General features: G+C 76.9%; 3 protein-coding genes. 1 reads left to right on the top strand and 2 read right to left on the bottom strand.

Annotated features, from left to right (window positions below; genetic code table 11):
- A partial coding sequence (locus HTZ82_RS06425) for a DUF2795 domain-containing protein (protein WP_175408306.1) occupies positions 1 to 318 on the top strand: 318 nt, incomplete at its 5' end.
- A 2-nt stretch (positions 319 to 320) separates the two neighbouring features.
- Here HTZ82_RS06425 and HTZ82_RS06420 read toward each other — a convergent pair.
- Both HTZ82_RS06420 and HTZ82_RS06415 read right to left on the bottom strand, forming a co-directional pair.
- Positions 321 to 1574, bottom strand: a complete 1254-nt coding sequence (locus HTZ82_RS06420; protein WP_175408305.1) for a VWA-like domain-containing protein — start codon at positions 1572 to 1574, stop codon at positions 321 to 323.
- A 20-nt stretch (positions 1575 to 1594) separates the two neighbouring features.
- Positions 1595 to 2758 carry an AAA family ATPase gene (locus HTZ82_RS06415; protein WP_175408307.1) on the bottom strand — a complete coding sequence of 388 codons (1164 nt, stop codon included), beginning with the start codon at positions 2756 to 2758 and terminating at the stop codon, positions 1595 to 1597.
- Positions 2759 to 2816 lie beyond the last annotated feature (58 nt).

The following is a 2816-nucleotide window of genomic DNA, read 5'->3' as shown; positions in this document are numbered from 1 at the left end:
AACGTCCCAGAGGTCCTGGACGCGATCAAGGACACCGACTTCCCGGCCGGGAAGGACGAACTGCTCGACGCCGCCCGCCGGGCCGGCGCCTCGCAGGAGGTCATCAAGGCCCTGCGCGGTATCCCGCCCGAGCAGTACGGCAACCGCGAGGACGTGGCCCGCTCGGTGCGGGTCGACCCCGACTCGGACCTGGGCCACAGCACCGCCGAGGCGGCGGAGCAGGCCCGTCTCGGCGGTAAGCAGGGGCTGTCGCAGCATCTGCGGGACGCCCCGAAGCCACCGCTCGACGACGAGCACGGCGTCCAGGGGCAGGAGTAGCGTCACGCATCCGCATCCGCACCCGCGCCCGCCGGGATGCGGACCGTCTCGATCCAGCCCGGCGGGGCCGGTGCGGAGGCGCCGATCAGGGCGGCGACGATCCGGCAGGACGGCTCGGCGTCCGGCCAGGGCGTCAGCCCGTCGGTGAGGACGACGACGATGTTCGGCCGGTCGGGGCGGGCGAGCGCCGCCTCGATGCCGACGCGCATGTCCGTGCCCCCTCCGCCGGCCAGATCCACCTGGTCGGCCGAGGTCACCCGGGACACGGCGTGCACATCGGCGTCGCAGGCCAGCACGGTGACCCGGTTGCCCCGTACACCGACCTCCCGCAGCACGCCGGTGATCTCGGCCATGGCGGCGGCGAGTTCGTCCTCGCCCATGGAGCCGGACGTGTCGACGACCACGGCCACGCGCGGCAGCGGGCGGCGCAGGCTGGGCAGGACGACCCCGCGCAGGGCAGGCGTACGGCGGGAGGGGCGGCGGTACGTGTAGTCGACGGCGCCGCCCGCCCACGCGGCGGCCTCCCGTACGGCCCCGGACAGCGCCTGCCGCCAGTCGACGGTCGGCTCCAGGACCTGCTCGGCCCAGCGCTGCCAGCCCGCCGGGAGGCGGCCGCGGGCGCGCTGGTGGGCGCGCATGGCCTCGGCGGTGGTCCGGCGCAGTGCCTCCGCCTCGGCGGCGCCCAGCCGGGCGGGGCCGCCGGGGCCGCTCAGCTCCCAGGGCGCCGCGTGCCCGTGCGCGCCCGACCCGCAGTCGGGGGTCCGTACGCCGGCCGGGAGCCGCGCCACGTACGCCTCGAACAGGTGGCCGTCGGGCAGTCCGAAGAGGCGCGGCTCCATGCGCCCATCGGGCAGGGGGAGGCCGTCGGCGAGCAGGTCGTCGTTGATCTCGCAGTCCTGGGCGACGTTGACGCGGTAGTGGTCGCGCTGCTCGGCGGCGGGCAGCCGCCCGGCCCGGGCGTGGTGGTCGCGGAGCAGGTGGGCGGCCTCGTGCACCCAGACGGCGGCGAGTTCCGGCACCGGGGTCGCCGCCACGAAGGCGGGTGAGACGTAGCAGCGCCAGTGCCGGTCCACGCCCATGGTGGGCACGTCATGGGACGGCACGATCGTCAGCGCGTACAGCGCCGACGCGAGGTACGGGCGGTCGCTCGCCGCGCGGTAGCGGGCGGCGAGGAGCTTGGTGGTGTCGAGCCGCGCCGTGGCCGACTTCGTCGGGTCGTGCTGCGTCGTGCCGTGTGGGCCGGGTCCGTCGCTCATCGCGGTCGTGTCCCCGGTGCTCAGCCGCTGGCCAGGGCGCCGGACTGCTGGAGCAGGTCCAGGAACGCGTCGATGCCCGGCGGCACCGGCCAGTCGGTGTGGCGCATCGTGGCGAGGTCGGTGGCGGCCCGTGCGGCCACGTCGGGCACGCCCGCGTCGACGGCCTTGGCGAGCACCGCCCAGCCCGCCTCCCAGCGCTCGCGCGTGAGGTCGCTCTGGATGGCGGAGACCACGGCGATCAGGAACGCGAGCTGCCGGTCGCCGCGGTCGGGCAGCGCGAACGCGTCCGGGTCGGCGAGCACCCGGTCCGGGTCGGGCAGGTCGAGGTGTTCGAGGTACGACAGGAGCTCGATGCCCGCGCCGTCCCCGACGGCGCCCGTGAGCGCGGCCGCGAGTGCCTCCCGCCCGGCCCCGGTCGCGTAGCCGGCGGCCAGCAGCCGCAGCGCCATCTCCCACGTACGGGGCGACGGCCAGGCGCGGCCGCGGCTCTCGGCATCCGCCGGGATGTGGTGGACGAGACCGGGGCGTGCCGTGAGGAAGCCCGAGACGGCGCCGCGCGCACGGGCGACGGCGCCGGGCGTCCGCGCGGGGTCGACGACCGGCACGGCGAACTCCGGCCACGTACCGGCCAGACCGCGGGCGACCGTGCGCGGGTCGTGCGTCCAGTGGAGGTGCACGAACCGGTTGGCGAGCGGCGGGCTGAGGTGCCATCCGTCGGCGGCGCTCGACGGCGGGTTGGCAGCGGCGACGATCCGTACCGCGTCGGGCAGGGCGAGGCTGCCGACCCGGCGTTCGAGCACGACGCGCAGCAGCGCGGCCTGCACGGCGGGCGGCGCGGACGACAGCTCGTCGAAGAACAGCAGGCCGTGCCCGGTGCGGGCGAGGCGGACCGCCCAGTCGGGCGGGGCCATGGGGACGCCGGTGGTGGCCGGGTCGTCGCCGACGATCGGCAGGCCGGCGAAGTCCGACGGCTCGTGGACGCTGGCGATGACGGTCTCCAGCGGCAGGCCGAGGCCCGCGGCGAGCTGGGCCAGGCCCGCGGACTTGCCGATGCCGGGCTCGCCCCAGAGCAGTACGGGCTGATTGGCGTTGACCGCGAGGGCGAGCGCCTCCAGGCGGGGGTTGGCGGACGGCTCGGTACGGGAGGTGCCGAGGCGGGCGTTGAGGGCGTCGGCGGCGGCCAGGGGGCCGGCCGGACCGGCCGGACCGGCCGTGCTGCGGCGCGCGCCGGACGGGGCGGGA

This window comes from Streptomyces sp. TRM64462 (assembly GCF_013362995.1).
GTDB lineage: Bacteria > Actinomycetota > Actinomycetes > Streptomycetales > Streptomycetaceae > Streptomyces.
The sequence above is the reverse complement of the archived record's forward strand: the minus strand, read 5'-3'. Positions and strand labels throughout refer to the sequence as shown.